The following is a 15,117-nucleotide window of genomic DNA, read 5'->3' as shown; positions in this document are numbered from 1 at the left end:
TAGTTTTTTTATAATCATTTGTAATTAAACTTTATACAGTTTTATTTATATATATTTCGCAATTTCTTTCGAATACTGAAAGTGTACACACGACCCTATTTTCAAGTATTTATATGTGTTGACACTTAATATTGCGTAATAAAAAAGATGCTATAAAGCACCTTTTCTCTTTAATTTTTTAAACTCTTCAAATTCCTTCTATTCTTCTATGAATTCTTTTATCTTAGCTTGTACAAAAGGTGATATTGTAATCCCTTTTTTATAAGCGTATTTCTTAAATTCTTCGAACAGTTCAGGCTCTAAAGTTATATTTACTCTTTGTACCGCCATATAATCCCTCCAAAATATAAAGGCTCTTGAAGTATTTATTAAAGCTTATTCTTTGTTTTTTTAATCAACATTTCAGTTTCTGTTAATCCTTTTATCAGACTTAAATCATTAACCGTTCCAAATCGACCAATTTTATTTAAAAGAGCGTCATAGGCAACTATATATTTCTTCATTTCATTAGCTATATTAATTAGTGAACTGTCATTTCCTTCATTAATTTTTTTTACAATATCCTCTAATTCTTTTTTTATTTGAAAAATCTCATTGTATCCGTATATTTTCATTATTTATCGTTCCTTTCTATAATTAATGTTTTAGTTTAATTATATACTTTTATGGAGAAAAATTCTATTTTACACATCTCAACACACACTGATGAGTTTTAATTCGTATTATCTTTCTATTGTGATTAATATAGCTTAACAAAATCTCTGCTTGTTGCAATTCCAATCTCAACACCTGCATTTTTAACAAGAATACCATTTTCAACTCCAACCGTATCTCCTGTTACAATGTTTAAATTTAAATCCTTACTTGCTATATATCCATTCAAAAGCTTAATTTTACCTATTGCACTGGGTTCTATATCTTCTAATGCAATTCCATATATCATTTTAGTATTTATATTTCCAGCCTTTAAAATAACACTTCCGTCATTGTTAAGCTTTACTAATTCACCTTTATATAGTTTGGTAGTTCCTCCATTCATTTTTTCTTGAACTCTATCTGTTATAAGACAAGGGAATTTAGTATCTTTATTGTTATCAATAAGTACTAAAATTTCACTATTTCCAGAACCATAAAAATCATATCTGCAACCATCACCACTTTGATATTCTTCAAATTTAATAATTCCGTCAATATAACAATTAATTATATCAACTTTTTCGATTTGACCACTATCCAAAGTTATGAAACGCATTCCAAAATATCCACCTGCATTTTTGAATTTACAATTATCAAAGCGGTGATATGTTGGAGCATTATGATTTAAATTATTATGTGTAGAGTAAGGTGCTTGATTATACTCTGTAATAAACTCACAATCTTTAAAATAAAATTGCATACCACTTCCTGTTCCTTCTCCCCACGCTTGGCTATTCCCTGTACCTTTTAGCTTTATAAATGTGCAGTTTTCAGTATGTTTTATAGCATTTTCATAAGCATAATCATCATGTATTGTATATCTACAGTTTTTACCTATTACAGTTAGATTTTTCAAATCTCCATTTCCCATATTAGCAATTGGTGCAACCCGCATTTGAGTTTCATTTGAATAATCTAAAGGTATTTCAAATTTTATTATTGTTTTTTCTTTTAAACCTACACCAACTAAAGATATATAATCTTGTATTGCTAATCCTTTGAAGTTTGTGTTTTCGACTTCTTCTTTTGTGTACATTAATCCAACATCATACACTCCTTCATCAAGCTGTATTTCATATTGATTTTTTCTTGAAGCATTAGAAATTGATTCAAGTGCATTTCTTAAATTATAAAAATGTCTAACACCATTCGATCCAACTGTTATAATCTTTTTTCTTGTGAATTGTTCTAACTCGCTTTTATCAACCTTATTAGCAACCTCTTTCACTAATTCATCTATACTCATAGGTGGTGCAACTTGTATTGTTTTATCAAACCATCCATTATATAATTCTAGTAACTTTTCAAATTCTTCTATTGTTGGTTCTTTACCGACACCATATGCACTTGTTAGATCTACTACGATAACATTTCTAAAACTAAAAGTATCTCCAATAACATAATGATTATTTGTTGGATGATAAAATTTAAAACCACCATTATTAATTGCTGTAACTACTGATTTAATGCTATTCCATTCGTTAATAATAGGTGTTATAGATGTGTTTACTCCGCCGAACGCAGTATATGTTGTATTAGCATATTTAGGCTTGATATCAGCTCTTATATAGTATTTATGACCTACTTTAGCAGAATAAATATTTTGTTGTATTCTTGACGACGAAACAAGTCCATTCACCGTATATATAAGTTCATTATTCAAGGCTGATAACGTACCATTTGCAGAAGATACACAATCCCAGCTTTCTGTATTAATAAAGTTACCATTTACTATGATATTAGTTAAATTCACGCCTTCCGAAACAAAAGAACTTTGATATATACCACCAGAAATCCACTCTGTATTCCAGTAATACCAGTTACCATTTTCTAATACAAGATAAATATTGGAATTACCAAGAGGAAAGGCATTTTTCAAATCTAGTAAAGTGTTAAAGATAGCTTTTGGTGAACCACTCGCAACAGCTTGTAATTCTTTTTTTGTCGCTTTTTCTGACAATTGCGAACTAACTGAATTAACTTGATTTTGTAAATCTACTGCATTATTTTCACTTATAGCAATCTTTTTTAGTCCATCCCATTCAGTTTTTCTATTATCTAATTCTGTTTTGCTTTCTGAATTAAATTTACCTATTGCACTATCTGCTTTGTTAGAAAATTCTTTAACTATGTACTCAATCGTATCTAATTTATCCTTTGCATTAATACTGTCTTCACTTAGTATTTTTCCTGTAACATTTAATAAAAACTTTGCAGTTGTTAGCTGTCCATCACTATCTTTTAAAGTTAGATCCATTTCAACCTTTCCAGATTCACTAACAAAGTCATTTTTTAAATCAATACTTATTATGTTATCTACAATGCTTATGCCTGTTGTCTGCTCTAAAACCCTAGTTTGAGTTTTACCTCCTAAAGTTATAGTTTGTCCATTAAGTATAATTTCTTTACCATTATTAAATAATTTAGCTTTAATTATTACATCAGACATTTGTGCAATATTAGCTAAAGCCATGTAACTATATTTATCTATATCAAGATTCATTACTTCTAATTCTCTTTTCATGTTACCCTCCTAACAAAATAAAAAGACTAAGAATTTATCTTAGCCTTATAGTTTCTCCATTTCTAATTTTACAAAGTTCTCCACAGCATCTAAGTGCGACCTTATTTCAGAAACTTCCTCTTGATCTATTATTACGTTTGATTGTTTGTTCATAGCAACTACTTGTCTTGTATTCATATCCATTTCATTATATGTAAAAGTAAGAACATCAAAACCATTCTCTTTTATTAGCATTACACCTGTTAACTTCTTTTTTAGCATTATATCTACTTCCCTTCTATATTTAAATTATTTTTTATTTCATTTGCATAAGACATGTTTTTTCTATACTTTGTATAACTATTCTTTTCAACCGTTTCTTTAAGAAGATTGTATAAACTATTTTCATTGCCTTCTTTTTCTTCTAGTTGGCCTCTGAGTACATTTTCCATGCCCCAGCTATTTAACTCTGTATCTTCGATTATATTTCTATACCTAATGTACTCTTGATTTCTAGTTCTAGCTTTTACAACTACACTAACCTCTTCATTAACAATTCCACCTGTTAGCAGTATGTGAGTATTAAAACGCTCTATTTTAAAGTTACTACCCTCATAACCTGAAACTTGAACATGATATTCCATTTCTGTATTAGCTTGAGCTATAAAGTTATGATCTAAAGCTATAATGCATGTTCTATCATCTTTTACCTTTGCAAAATACATATCTTCTATAAAATCATCGAGTGCAGTTACTCCATATGTTGCTTTAGTACCTATTCTAGTGTTTTGCTCCTGTATAGTAGCTTCTTTTGTATCTATACTTTTACAATATAATATCCCTCTACTACCATCGTTATTTCCTTGTCCTACATAAGTTCGGGCTGGAAAGCTAGTTGCGTTATATCCTCTCCAATAGTTCAAGTGTAAATTACTAGAACTATAATTAGTATTAACTTGATTGCTTCTAAGTGCTAAATTTCCAACGAAGCACGTATCAACTTTATCTTGATTTATATGCGTTCTAAGTAAACCAAACTCATGAAAATCTAAATTTTTATACAAATGTACATTTCCTGTTCTATTACATTTCAACCAAGTTGTCGATGAATCAGAAATACCACCATCACCTTGAGTTGTTGAAAAACACATATAGTCTTCACCATCATCCATAACGAGTTCAATTCCATGTGTATTTTCAGCCTTAATAATAGAAGTTCTTAATCCGCCGCAAAAGTCTGACGAATTGCCATCAGTTGAATTAAAAAGTTGTAAATTTCTGTTTACCTCTGCCACTTTGTATCCCTTGCTATCCCTTACAGTTACAACTCCATTACTAATAGAAGTTTTTATGCCACCAGAAATAGTATGAAAACCATCACTCTTTAATTCCATACTTGCATTTTTAATAGACTGTCCGTTAGATATATCATCGCTTACAGTTGCTAATAAAGATTTAGATTTAATCGTAAAAGAATATGCATCTATAGCTACTCTTCCAAAATCATCTACGCTAAATGTCCTTTTTCCATTACCATCAGTTACAGTTAATCTCCTAGCATCAATATAATTTCCTGTTAACTGTCCAAACCATCCTCTACCTAAATTTAGTTCGCCTATTAGAGCATCCCCTATAGCCATTTCACTTACATAGTTTGATAGATCTTCTATCTTTACAGTCTCAACTTCAATTTGATTACTAAAATCCGTGGCATTTCCATGAGAATTTACTGCTCTTACTTTGTAGTACCAAGTTTCGCAAGGTTTAGCTGAATGTAAGAATGTACTACCTTGTCCTTCAAATAGCAAATCGAATGTGCTAGGGGTAAAATCTTTAACTTTACTAGCATATAACTCATAAGAATAATATGCCTTTGCTTCAAATGTCCAACTCAACTCTATAGAATCAAATCCATAAAGCCTACTATTTAAAGTTGGAATTTTGGGCAATGTATCAGGAAAAGATCCATCGTTAATAGGTGGAACTTTAGATGTTTCATTTTCTATGCTATCACCAGCATTAGAACCACCGCCAACTAAATCACCTAAAGAAGTTTTAGCATCTCCTAATTCAATTTTTTCATATCTCCCAGACAAAAAGTTAAAATAAGTCTTTATTACCTTTGCCTTTGTATCTAAGTTATATCTGTAATCTTTAATAGTAACCGTATCGCACAAACTTATATTATCTTGTATATTTTCATATCCAACACATTTAGATAAAGGTATAAATTCAACTTTAATGTTTGTTTTAACCTGGTCGCATTTATTGTCTCTAAAATACTTTTCTGCTAACGCTTTAAGCTTGTCAGGAGTTGGAATAGAACCATTTTCAAAGCTACTAGAAAAATCAATTTCTTTTATGAAAGGTGTTTCATACTCATTAATTAAAGGCGAATCTACAAACTTAGGATTGCTAAAAACTATAACTTCATTGTTATTTTTATCAGTATACTTTGCTACAGCCTTAATCCTAGTAATTAAATCCGAATCATCAAAATCAATATTTAATCCTGTCATATTCTTTGCATACTCAATAGAAACTCCGTTATCATGCCCACGTTTATTTAATACTTTAACAACTCTATTGTCTCTTAGTATCTCTGCACCTGTTCCGAATGTATCTAAAATTGAACCTTGTACCCCACCAATACTTTTAACTAGATTTTCAGCTTTCATAGAAAAATTCTTAGAGTTAATAATATCAGACTCACCCTTAAACTTATTTGAAAATTGACTATTTCTAAATAATTCATTTAATGCATACTCACAGCTTGCGTTTGAAAGTTCTACTTTTTCAATTACATCTCTAGCTAAATCAAAAAATATATGTTTTGCATATACTTTCACTTTTCCGTTTAATGCTTTAGATAATTTGTAAATTCTAAATTTTTGATTTTTTAATGTATCATTAACGTCTGCGACTATAAAATTTCCACGTTTCAATTCTTTATAATTTTCAGAAAAAATAGGATATGTTGTTTCTATTTCACACATCCCATTTCTTTCTTCAATTGCTATTCCCTCAATGCAGTCTGTTAACAGACCTAATTCATTTTCAAATTTATCTAATATTTGTGGTATCAAGCCTGTTCCCTCCTACACGTAAAATTAATTTTAAATTCGACTACATTTTTAATTATCTCTTTTGTTTCTGTTATATTTAAGAAATAACAGCTTATTCTATTTCCATCGTCAAATTCTATATATTCATAACCATTCGACTGTAACCATTCTTCTATACAGTTAAGCTTTTCCTGTATATTAAATTTATCTTCTGTTACACATATAATTTCCAATGTTTTATTTTTATAAGATCCATCTTCAATTATTAAGTCTCCATTTCTACCAGAAACCTCAATAATTTCCCTTTTCTTCTCAAACATATAGAGATGATTAGACGATTTTACACAAATGTCTAGTTCATCACTATTATGTTTTTTAAATTGAAAACTCATCCAATCACCTCCTAAAATGCTACTTTTCTTTGCAAGTTAAATGCTATTTCTTCTGTTAGTTCCTCAATATCAATCTCTCTGTTATTAGTAAATTTATCTATGTTTAATGTTAAGTTTAATGTTTTGTTTTCTATTGCCTTATCAGTATCTTTTCTTTCCCTTGTCAGAATTTCATCTCTTGTTTTTATTACACCACCAAACGCACCACTTAATGATGCAAATGGATTTCTTGTATATGTACTCATAGCACTAATTCCATAACCTGCTGGTACAGCTTCAATTCCTTCGCTTCCTTCTTCTGGCGATACGCTCAAGAATGATCCGATAATAGGTATACTCTTAATCTTACTTCCAACCCAACTTGTAAAACTACCCCATGCGTTAGATATACCGTTCTTTATGCCCTCAACAATTTTTGTTCCTATGTTTAAAAAGCTTTTTACACCAGCAACCATGCTGTCCCATAACGCTTTTATTAAATCTTTACCTATGCTTAATAGCTTACCTTTGTTATTCCATAACCCTTTAATCATTTGTAGCACCATTTTTCCACCTTCTGATAAGAATCGTGGTAAGTTTTCAACTAATTTTCCGATTAACTTAGCTACTAATTCCCCCATTTTAGATATTATTGAAGGTAAATTCCTAGCTATACCAGATATCATTTTAGCAACAAATTCTAGTCCATTCTTCATAAACTCAGGCATCTTTTCTCTTATTTTAGCTAGAATTTTTAATACCCCATCAATCATATTTTGTAGCAAAGTAGGAAACTTTTGAATAAATCCATCAAGCATATTTTTAACAAAATCAAAACCTGTTTGAAGAAAAGTAGGCATCTTTTCCCAAAGTTTGAATAATAAATTAGTGATAGAGTCTATTACACCACTAACAAGCTCTGGAAACTTTAATACCGCACCATTTAATATATTTACTATAAAATCTATACCTGTTAATAGAAAATTAGGCATGTATGTAAAGAATGTATTTAATAATCCTACTATCATTTCACCAACGAAGTTTATTAAAATTGGGAAGCCTAATACTACACCATTCAGTAGATTATTTACTATTTCTAATCCTTTTGCAGTCATTTCTGGTAACTTAGCCGTAATGTTTTCTAACATTTTATTAAGACCGTCAAATATCTTAGAAGGCAATTCTGTTATAAATTTTTGTGCCTTTTCATTCGTTCCTAAGAAAGATAATCCTAACAGTCCGATTGCACCTGCCACAGCACCAAAAACTGGTATTAGAGCGGGGAAACTAGCACATAAAGTCATTACTTTACCAACTATAAGTAATGCGGGGCCGAGACCAGCCAAAGCACCTCCAATAGCAACTACAGCTTTAACTAATTCTGGATTTTCACTAACGACTTTCGCAAGATTAGAAGTCCAATCTGCTACTTTTTTAACTACTTTGTCCAAAACAGGCAAGAATACTTGTCCTAAAACTTCCATTACGTTGCCTATCTGTTCTTTAATTTCATTCATATAAAATGCAGTTGATCTATTACCTTTATTCCAGAAATCTATAGCGTTTCCACTAGCACCTATTATTGCGTTGTATCTTACCTGTGCTTTTTCAGATTCTTTCAGCTTATTAAATGTGTCACCTAATCCCATCTTTCTAGTTTGTTCATCTAGTACAGTTTGATTTAGCTTAACACCGTATTTTTCCATAGCCTTATGCGAACCAGCTATCGCACTTGTCAAATCACTCATAGCAACATCAGCACTTACACCATTCCAGTTGCCTAGTTGTACACCTAATTCCATAGCACCTTTTGCCATTTCAAAAGACTCTTTCTTTCCTAATCCCATACCTTGGGTTAAATCTGCAATCTTTCCTGTAAATCCCTCGATTGTACCTGCACCTAATCCGAAAGTTCTCTCATTTTCTAAAGCCCATTTTTGAACGTCTTTAGTCATTTCACCAAATATAACTTCACTTTTCCTTTGTGTTTGCCTTAATGCATCCGCTGCCTTGACACTTGCACCCGCAAAAGCAACAATCGGTACAGTAAGCCCCAACGTTAGACCAGTACCGATTTTAGATAAACTCTCACCATTCTTCTTTAATTTATCTAAATTACTACTTGCTTCTTTAGTATCCGCCTGTACATTAATCTTAATTGCACTTAAATCCAATTACTTACTCACCTCACTTTTTAATCTTCTAAAAGCATTAATATCAAGTTCAGTTGTGTTAAGTCTTTTGCAATCAGCTAGATATTTTCTACCTTCCTCAGACTCATTTAACTCTGAGATGTAATGATTTTTTACTGCAAGAAGAAAGACGTCAGAACTTAGATCTAACGCCTGAAAATAATTAATATTAAGATAATCTATAACTCTTTTTATCTTTGTCATTAATTCCCCCTCTTTGCCGTCACCGTCTTCATCTGTTCCAATTCTCGGCATCGAAGGGATATTTAGTTTGGGTTGTTGTTTATCTCTTGCATCCACTGTGAATACGCAATTATAAGTGCACTCATTTGATCTGTCGTAAGCTCATTTATTTCTTTTTTAGTAATAGTAATTCCCTCTTTGTTATGATTAAGTATTAACTCTAACCTATCATTGTTTAAGTTTAAAACAGCTTCATAATTCTTTTCCTTGTTTGCCTTTGCTATAGCTTTATCCATAGCTGTTGTTGTAATTATCATACCTTGTGTCATCTTTTTTAAATTTATAACTCTTCCGTCTAAAAGTTTTATACCAAAATATTGTTCGCTTAAAATTGTTAAATCTAACATTAATTATCTTCCCCCTACTTCTACTATATCTTCTTCTAAAATTAACTTAGTTCCGTTTTGATCCAGTGAACCTGCAACAAACTCTGCATCAATTACAGTTGCTTTTTCTGCATCAAACACTAATTCAAAACCATTCTGACATGTTCCAACTATTGTTACCCTAAATTTACTTCCGTCTCCCTTAGTATGTACGAATCTTATTAAATGTGAGTCAATAGCCCCTCTTTGTCCTAGCACTAATCTTCTTTTCTTATTTTCTATAGTTGTTATTTCTCCAGCTAATGCAAGTTTATTTAAAACATCTAAATTCCAAGATAAAACCCCAGACTTAAATATTACTTCTGTATCTTTAATAAATACTCTCCACACAAAACCTTTGTCATCTGCTACAGTTTCTAAAGTTGGCTTATAGCTTACACTTGCACCTCCAGAAATACCACCTATTTTATTTTCTTCAACTTCTATAACATCATCGGCTGGAATTTCACCAGTAAATTTTTTAATATATAAATCACCACTACCTAATGTAACGTCTTGTTTGCTCATTTAATCATCTCCTACTTTAAACTTTGTTCTATTATTTCATTTATTTTATCTTTATTTTTCTCTACAGCATTGCTCAAAAACGGTTTTGCTTCTTGCCCTACAGTTCTTACTAATTTACCGTCCCTGTCTTTGTACATCCAAGCTGTTTTTCTTCCATTTCCACCTTTTGCATAAATCCCAGTTCCTTCATGTACAAATAAAGCATATTCTGTATTGGCACTTACATAACCATTAATCTCAGAACCTTTTATTTCAGTATCACTTTTTATACTTCCCGCTAGTTGTCCTAAGTCTTTTCTAACCTCTGCTTTTGCATCTGCTTCTACTACTAAACATGCTTTCTTTACACCATCTTCTAAAGCTTTTGGTAATAACGAGTTAATATAATTATTTAAATCTTTTTCAAATTCAGAAGTGTCTACTATTACATCACTCATTATCTATGCCCCACAAAGCTTATTGTAAATAAAAGATGTACTGTTTCTGTTTCTTTTTCAGTTGCACTAGAACCACCCTCGAACGTAATTTTAGTACATTTTTTAACTTTTACTTCATCACCAATTCCAACCAGTAAATCTTCCATGTTTTCTTTAATTTCTAAACATCTATCAAGTGTTTTAGCAATTATTCTAATATCTAGCCTAAATCTATTACTTCTTTCTATCGATCCATATGTATACACAACGCACTCTTTATCATTTTCTAATAGTTCTTCTTCGTCTACCCCAAAGCTTCTAATTAGTATTCCTAACTCTTTTAATTTTGATAAAACCTCTTTCAGCATAAAATTCCTCCTCCAATTACATTTAAAAAGAATACCCAATATTTTAATAAGATTTCCATTTATTAATTTAATAAGTTTCATTATTCCTCCAACTTAAAAAAGACCTTGTGTCCAAAGTCCTCTAAATCCTTAATCTTATATTTAACTTTATCTATTTCTACAAACATTCCATCCTTTAATCCCTGTAATTCATATGCAAGTGCATTATAGATAATTGTTTCAGTATCTATACCTAGCTTTTCAGTATAAGATTTACCTTTTTTAAATATGAAAAGTTCCGCAGTTTGAATCTTTGTATAATTCTTTACTTTTTCACAAAGCGAATTTTCTTTCTCTTCAAATATATAGATATTATATTTTTTAGTTCTCATTATAAAACCCTCATTTTTTTTAATTTGAATTCATTTATTTCACTTAATAAAAAATCTGGAATATCTGTATTATAGCTAAAACTAGCACCATCGTAGTTTTCACTTTTTAAATGTGTAGAGTTTTGCATGTTGTATCTGTATATAGCTAAGTCAACTATTATATCTTCTAGTTCTTGTGTAACTTCTGTTCTTCTTGTAAGCTTTAATACAGCAGAACTAGCCCTATTTAAATAAACTGTTGCAATACCATTTTCTATTTCCTTACCCAGTAAAACCTTGAATTGTTCTAACATAATTACCTCCCTAAAAAAATAGGGGTAGGGAGAACCCCCTAACCCTTTATTATTATGCTTCTGTAGTTACTACCTCTACAGCACCATTGTCTTTTGCTAAGTAAACAACATATACTTCTGAACCGTAATAAGCAGTTTTCTGATGTTTTGCATCTCTCTCATCTTCTATACCTACAGATTTACCTAGTTTGATACCTAAAGCACGCTCTCTAGCAACAACATTGTGATATTTGTTAGCTACTTTCTTAACTTTCTTAGTTTTAACTACATCCGCACCACCTAGTCTTCCGATAGCACCATTTACCAAAATTTGATCTCCTAAGTTTGAAGCTGGTATAAAATCTTGTGTTAAGATAATGTCGGCCTCTTGGTTCGGATGTATGTATAATGCAAATTTTTCATTATCATCTTCACTCTCAAATAGTGCAATCGCTCTTACTATATCTTGAAAAGTTAATTTACCTGCACAAGTATGCTTTAATTTTGTAGATTTTAAAGAAGTATAAGAGTCTGTATCAATTTTATCTGAAATAGACATAGTTAATTGTCTTTTACCCTCATTTACTACTTCATTCCCTCTTCTTTGAACGTCTTCGTCTGTTAATTCAAAACCTTTACCAGCTTTAGATAAAGTAACTGATTGTGAAGTCATTACTAAATCAGCGGTTGGAATTGGTGAACCCTCTGAAACGTTCTCAGCTTCACCTATATAAGTATATTTTTCAACTTTTATTGTGTCTCCAGCTTGTCCAACTAAAGTGTTGTCTACTGTTGCCACCCCACCAAATTTTAATTTAGAAGGCAATTCTGCCCCTATAACCTCACCTAAAACTACGTTGTTAATTAATTGATTTGCCATAATATAAATCTCTCCTCTTTTTATAAATATTTTTTGTATAGATCTGGGTATTTAACAGCAAAGTCTTGTTGCTCTATAAATCCCATATTTTTAAATTGTTCTTTTGTTATAGTTGTTTCTACTTTTCCAGCAGAAGTTGGTGCTTTACCAGCCACTTTTTTAGTTAAAACTACCTCTAACCAACTATTAAGAATAGTGCTAACATTTTCTATGTTTGCTTTAGTTGTTTCTGCATCATCTGTCACTAAATATTCAGCTAAAGAAGAAGGTAATTCCTTTTCAGTCAACTGTTTAGTTACCTCTAATGTCATCTTTTGCCTAGCAAATTCTTTTCTGTCTGCTTCAAAATCTGCTTTCATTTTTTCAAACTCAAACTTTGCTTTTTCTTCCGCAGTCATTTTTGCAAGTTTCTCTGCCTCAGCTTTCTCCGCCTCCGCCTTTTGCTTTTCCTTAGCTAATCTTTTTGCAATAATTTTATCCATTTCCTCTTGTGTAAATACTTTTGTTTCAGCTTTTGTTTCAGTTGCAACCTCATTTTTTGTAGTTTCTGTATTAGTAGAATCTACAGCTTTAGATTCTGTATTGTTTATATTTTCTTCCATTTTAATCTCCTACAGTTTTGAGTCCTTCGACTATATTTTAAATCCGAATTTATTCTTTATCTGCACTGTAAACAAGTAAAAAAGTGCATAAAAAAAAGAACTAATTGTAGTTCCTATATCTTAATTTCTGGTGCATAACAACACCTACAATGTGCATGGAGGGGTAACGTAGGTTCTTCGCCTAGCCTATATACTGTGTTGTGCAATTCTCCACAAACATCACATTGTCTTTCATCTTCCGCAGAAATTATTCTAACCTCTTCTACCAATCCACTATCGCTATACCTATCCAATGTAGCTTGATTAACAATATGTGCTGTTTCTGTTCTAACCAAACGTAAAGAGTTATATGTACCTTGCCCCATAGTATCATTTAATTCTTTTGCCATGTTTATATAGCTTTTACCTTCAATCAGTCCTTTTGTTATTATTTCTTTAACATCAAACGAAAGTTTACTATTATTTTTCCATATTCTTTCACTAAACATAGCACCCGACCACGGATAATTAAGAGCTTTTTTAACTGATTCTGTATTTATTTTAGTAAAATCTATTTTTAGATCTTTGCCAACCTGTTTATATGCTTCTTTATAGCTATTTTCTAATAATCCTTTGTCAAATTCTATTTCTTTTTTAGTTAATTCTTTAATATTTTCTTCTAATTGTTGTTCAATATTTTTAAATCTATCGAACTTATAAGCATCAGATAAGCTGATATTATCCATATTGGAATATAGCTTTTCTAACTCACCTTTAGTAGTAGTTAATACTTTTCTATATAACTTAACTAAAGCTTTATTTTCTTTTTCTCTAGTATTATAGATTTTCTTCATCATTGCTAGAGATCGTTTTTCCCAATACTCACTATTCTTCATTTTCTTCGCCTACATTACCTATTATGGAATTATCAAATATATTGTTTCCCTGTTCCTCTTCTAGCAATTGTAAAGCTCTCTTAACATCAATATCCAAGCCATTTTTCTTTAATTCTTCAAGCACCATTGCTTTAGGTAACGTACCTTGTAATTTAATAACGCTATCACCAAACTCACTAAGGTTTACAGGAATGTTTCTATTAAATGTAATCTCTATATCTCTCCAACTAAAAACATCTTTTGTAGATTTATAATTTAAAATATTACAGAATAATCTAATCCTCTTCTCCAAAGCCACTTTAAAAAATCTTTCTTTCTCTGCTACAGTTTGTTCTGTTCCAAAAAATAAACTTTTTATTGCAGTTGCTTTCATGTCACCGCTTATATTTAGTTTTGTTAGATCTGGTACACTAGCTAATAAGTGGAAATCATCTTTTAAATCTTTTGCATAGTATTCTACTACATTATTATTAATATTTTTAGTAATGAAAGACGCCTTACCGTTTTCTGGTAAAAATAGCGTTCTACCTTTTCGCTGTTCTAATCTCTTTATTTCTTTATCATCTGTATCGTCAATCCCTTGCAGTGCTAATAAGCAATTAGAATAGTATTCTAAATCATTTGCTACATCATTTTTAACGTTATTTAGTGCATCTTGTATATCTATTACGTCCTCGAAATCCCCTCTATGCCAACGATTGTTAGCGATCTCGATAATCGGTACTTCTTTAAAGAAATGTTCTTTTTCCTCTGCTAAAGTTAATTTTCCACTATCTAATCTGTATGTGATTATATCTCTATCAGTATATACTTCGATAATTGTTCTTTCATCATCGTTTAAAAGTGAATTCTCTTTGTAGTATCTTATAGCCATAACACACTTTTCTTCCACGGTATTGTCTAATATGTATATAATAGAGTCTGTATCTACTGTTTTATATCTAAAGTTACCTTCTTCATCTGTGTAGCACAGCCAATACGAAACTCCTTTAACACTGGCTTTATGTCCTGCTTTATTATCTTCTAATTCAGCGTTATTTATCTTGTTATTTTCTTCTAACAAATCAAATAATGAAGTTTTTTCTGAACTATAGCTGACTGGCTTTCCTAAAAAATAAGCTGTTAGTTGGTCTGATGTGTACTTACAATAATTAAAAACATTTTTAGAATTCGGTTTATCATCTTCTATAACTCTATTTAAAATTTCATGCTTCCCTTCATAATAATTATCTAGCTGCTTAAATCTATTCTTTACAATATCACCATGCATTTCTATTAGTTTATTTACTATTTCATTACTTAAATCTTCTTTATGTATGTTGTAATTAAATTTTATATTTTTCTTTATGTTTGTCTTAATACTAATCGCC

The 15,117-nt window shown here is 30.7% G+C and carries 18 protein-coding genes; all 18 read right to left on the bottom strand.

The window, feature by feature from the left end; all coding sequences use genetic code 11:
* Positions 1 to 198: 198 nt before the first annotated feature.
* Entirely contained in the window at positions 199 to 330 is a 132-nt protein-coding gene (locus tag INR60_RS17505; protein ID WP_274380429.1) for a hypothetical protein, read from the bottom strand.
* A 38-nt stretch (positions 331 to 368) separates the two neighbouring features.
* A complete protein-coding gene (locus tag INR60_RS05050) occupies positions 369 to 614 on the bottom strand; it encodes a hypothetical protein (protein WP_194190388.1) in 246 nt (81 codons plus the stop codon).
* A gap of 125 nt (positions 615 to 739) precedes the next feature.
* The gene (locus INR60_RS05045; protein ID WP_194190387.1) at positions 740 to 3,220 is read right to left on the bottom strand and encodes a hypothetical protein; all 2,481 of its coding nucleotides are present in this window, start codon (positions 3,218 to 3,220) and stop codon (positions 740 to 742) included.
* A gap of 45 nt (positions 3,221 to 3,265) precedes the next feature.
* Positions 3,266 to 3,481, bottom strand: coding sequence for a hypothetical protein (locus tag INR60_RS05040; protein ID WP_194190386.1), 216 nt, complete (start codon positions 3,479 to 3,481; stop codon positions 3,266 to 3,268).
* A 5-nt stretch (positions 3,482 to 3,486) separates the two neighbouring features.
* Positions 3,487 to 6,285 carry a phage tail spike protein gene (locus INR60_RS05035; protein WP_194190385.1) on the bottom strand — a complete coding sequence of 933 codons (2,799 nt, stop codon included), beginning with the start codon at positions 6,283 to 6,285 and terminating at the stop codon, positions 3,487 to 3,489.
* Entirely contained in the window at positions 6,282 to 6,656 is a 375-nt protein-coding gene (locus INR60_RS05030; RefSeq protein WP_194190384.1) for a hypothetical protein, read from the bottom strand. Before INR60_RS05030 ends, INR60_RS05035 begins: the two co-directional genes overlap by 4 nt.
* Before the next feature lie 11 nt (positions 6,657 to 6,667).
* Positions 6,668 to 8,809, bottom strand: coding sequence for a phage tail protein (locus INR60_RS05025; protein ID WP_194190383.1), 2,142 nt, complete (start codon positions 8,807 to 8,809; stop codon positions 6,668 to 6,670).
* The gene (locus INR60_RS05020) at positions 8,810 to 9,082 is read right to left on the bottom strand and encodes a hypothetical protein (RefSeq protein WP_194190382.1); all 273 of its coding nucleotides are present in this window, start codon (positions 9,080 to 9,082) and stop codon (positions 8,810 to 8,812) included.
* 11 nt (positions 9,083 to 9,093) lie between these two features.
* On the bottom strand, positions 9,094 to 9,417 hold the full coding sequence (locus INR60_RS05015) for a hypothetical protein (RefSeq protein ID WP_194190381.1): 324 nt from the start codon (positions 9,415 to 9,417) through the stop codon (positions 9,094 to 9,096).
* Positions 9,418 to 9,420: 3 nt separating this feature from the next.
* Entirely contained in the window at positions 9,421 to 9,963 is a 543-nt protein-coding gene (locus INR60_RS05010; RefSeq protein ID WP_194190380.1) for a hypothetical protein, read from the bottom strand.
* Positions 9,964 to 9,974: 11 nt separating this feature from the next.
* Positions 9,975 to 10,400: an HK97-gp10 family putative phage morphogenesis protein gene (locus INR60_RS05005; protein ID WP_194190379.1), complete on the bottom strand. Its 426-nt coding sequence runs from the start codon at positions 10,398 to 10,400 to the stop codon at positions 9,975 to 9,977.
* Positions 10,400 to 10,747: a hypothetical protein gene (locus tag INR60_RS05000; protein ID WP_194190378.1), complete on the bottom strand. Its 348-nt coding sequence runs from the start codon at positions 10,745 to 10,747 to the stop codon at positions 10,400 to 10,402. Before INR60_RS05000 ends, INR60_RS05005 begins: the two co-directional genes overlap by 1 nt.
* Positions 10,748 to 10,827: 80 nt before the next feature.
* Positions 10,828 to 11,118 carry a hypothetical protein gene (locus tag INR60_RS04995; RefSeq protein WP_194190377.1) on the bottom strand — a complete coding sequence of 97 codons (291 nt, stop codon included), beginning with the start codon at positions 11,116 to 11,118 and terminating at the stop codon, positions 10,828 to 10,830.
* Entirely contained in the window at positions 11,118 to 11,411 is a 294-nt protein-coding gene (locus INR60_RS04990; protein WP_194190376.1) for a phage head-tail connector protein, read from the bottom strand. The genes INR60_RS04995 and INR60_RS04990 overlap by 1 nt, the downstream gene beginning before the upstream one ends.
* A gap of 52 nt (positions 11,412 to 11,463) precedes the next feature.
* Positions 11,464 to 12,270 carry a N4-gp56 family major capsid protein gene (locus INR60_RS04985; protein ID WP_194190375.1) on the bottom strand — a complete coding sequence of 269 codons (807 nt, stop codon included), beginning with the start codon at positions 12,268 to 12,270 and terminating at the stop codon, positions 11,464 to 11,466.
* Positions 12,271 to 12,290: 20 nt separating this feature from the next.
* Positions 12,291 to 12,872 carry a DUF4355 domain-containing protein gene (locus INR60_RS04980; RefSeq protein WP_194190374.1) on the bottom strand — a complete coding sequence of 194 codons (582 nt, stop codon included), beginning with the start codon at positions 12,870 to 12,872 and terminating at the stop codon, positions 12,291 to 12,293.
* Positions 12,873 to 12,985: 113 nt separating this feature from the next.
* Positions 12,986 to 13,747: a minor capsid protein gene (locus INR60_RS04975; protein WP_194190373.1), complete on the bottom strand. Its 762-nt coding sequence runs from the start codon at positions 13,745 to 13,747 to the stop codon at positions 12,986 to 12,988.
* Positions 13,737 to 15,038, bottom strand: a complete 1,302-nt coding sequence (locus INR60_RS04970) for a phage portal protein (RefSeq protein ID WP_338015006.1) — start codon at positions 15,036 to 15,038, stop codon at positions 13,737 to 13,739. The genes INR60_RS04975 and INR60_RS04970 overlap by 11 nt, the downstream gene beginning before the upstream one ends.
* Positions 15,039 to 15,117 lie beyond the last annotated feature (79 nt).

It is taken from the genome of Clostridium chrysemydis, from assembly GCF_015234215.1.
Classification (GTDB): Bacteria; Bacillota; Clostridia; order Clostridiales; family Clostridiaceae; genus Clostridium; species Clostridium chrysemydis.
The sequence above is the reverse complement of the archived record's forward strand: the minus strand, read 5'-3'. Positions and strand labels throughout refer to the sequence as shown.

What these genes read in the sequence shown, in the direction of transcription:
- INR60_RS17505 (WP_274380429.1), bottom strand. Translation starts at nt 330, where the DNA reads ATGGCGGTACAAAGAGTAAATATAACTTTAGAGCCTGAACTGTTCGAA.
- INR60_RS05050 (WP_194190388.1), bottom strand. Translation starts at nt 614, where the DNA reads ATGAAAATATACGGATACAATGAGATTTTTCAAATAAAAAAAGAATTA.
- INR60_RS05045 (WP_194190387.1), bottom strand. Translation starts at nt 3,220, where the DNA reads ATGAAAAGAGAATTAGAAGTAATGAATCTTGATATAGATAAATATAGT.
- INR60_RS05040 (WP_194190386.1), bottom strand. Translation starts at nt 3,481, where the DNA reads ATGCTAAAAAAGAAGTTAACAGGTGTAATGCTAATAAAAGAGAATGGT.
- INR60_RS05030 (WP_194190384.1), bottom strand. Translation starts at nt 6,656, where the DNA reads ATGAGTTTTCAATTTAAAAAACATAATAGTGATGAACTAGACATTTGT.
- INR60_RS05020 (WP_194190382.1), bottom strand. Translation starts at nt 9,082, where the DNA reads ATGCCGAGAATTGGAACAGATGAAGACGGTGACGGCAAAGAGGGGGAA.
- INR60_RS05015 (WP_194190381.1), bottom strand. Translation starts at nt 9,417, where the DNA reads ATGTTAGATTTAACAATTTTAAGCGAACAATATTTTGGTATAAAACTT.
- INR60_RS05010 (WP_194190380.1), bottom strand. Translation starts at nt 9,963, where the DNA reads ATGAGCAAACAAGACGTTACATTAGGTAGTGGTGATTTATATATTAAA.
- INR60_RS05005 (WP_194190379.1), bottom strand. Translation starts at nt 10,400, where the DNA reads ATGAGTGATGTAATAGTAGACACTTCTGAATTTGAAAAAGATTTAAAT.
- INR60_RS05000 (WP_194190378.1), bottom strand. Translation starts at nt 10,747, where the DNA reads ATGCTGAAAGAGGTTTTATCAAAATTAAAAGAGTTAGGAATACTAATT.
- INR60_RS04995 (WP_194190377.1), bottom strand. Translation starts at nt 11,118, where the DNA reads ATGAGAACTAAAAAATATAATATCTATATATTTGAAGAGAAAGAAAAT.
- INR60_RS04990 (WP_194190376.1), bottom strand. Translation starts at nt 11,411, where the DNA reads ATGTTAGAACAATTCAAGGTTTTACTGGGTAAGGAAATAGAAAATGGT.
- INR60_RS04985 (WP_194190375.1), bottom strand. Translation starts at nt 12,270, where the DNA reads ATGGCAAATCAATTAATTAACAACGTAGTTTTAGGTGAGGTTATAGGG.
- INR60_RS04980 (WP_194190374.1), bottom strand. Translation starts at nt 12,872, where the DNA reads ATGGAAGAAAATATAAACAATACAGAATCTAAAGCTGTAGATTCTACT.
- INR60_RS04975 (WP_194190373.1), bottom strand. Translation starts at nt 13,747, where the DNA reads ATGAAGAATAGTGAGTATTGGGAAAAACGATCTCTAGCAATGATGAAG.